The organism is Falsihalocynthiibacter sp. S25ZX9 (assembly GCF_041205405.1).
Lineage (GTDB): Bacteria > Pseudomonadota > Alphaproteobacteria > Rhodobacterales > Rhodobacteraceae > Falsihalocynthiibacter > Falsihalocynthiibacter arcticus.
Genome location: NZ_JBGFCD010000335.1, coordinates 1 through 281, shown reverse-complemented (window position 1 = coordinate 281; position 281 = coordinate 1). Strand labels below are relative to the sequence as shown.

1 protein-coding gene is annotated in these 281 nt (G+C 55.5%); it reads left to right on the top strand.

The genetic code is table 11. The features are described 5' to 3' along the window. The coding region (locus AB9F29_RS22475) for a hypothetical protein (protein WP_369757322.1) at positions 1-230 on the top strand (230 nt) is incomplete at its 5' end. Between the last annotated feature and the right edge of the window lie 51 nt (positions 231-281).

Here is a 281-nt window from a genome sequence, read left to right as displayed (position 1 = left end):
GCCATTGCAAATTGGTAACCGTTATTGACGGCCACCCAGCAACCCTGTCGTGGCTTGGCTCCGTCCACGGGCACCAGACTATACCGCTCGGGGTTGAACACTTTGGCCAGACTGGAACCATCAATGACCTCTATCGCCACTTCGGCATCGACGCCGACAGTATCATCGGCAAAATCAACGGCTTAACGCCTGGCCGCAGCATGGCGGTCTCAATGAATGAGCCTCAATGACCCAGACAATAATTTTCAGCTACCCCGGCGCGTGTTCGCGCGTCACAATGA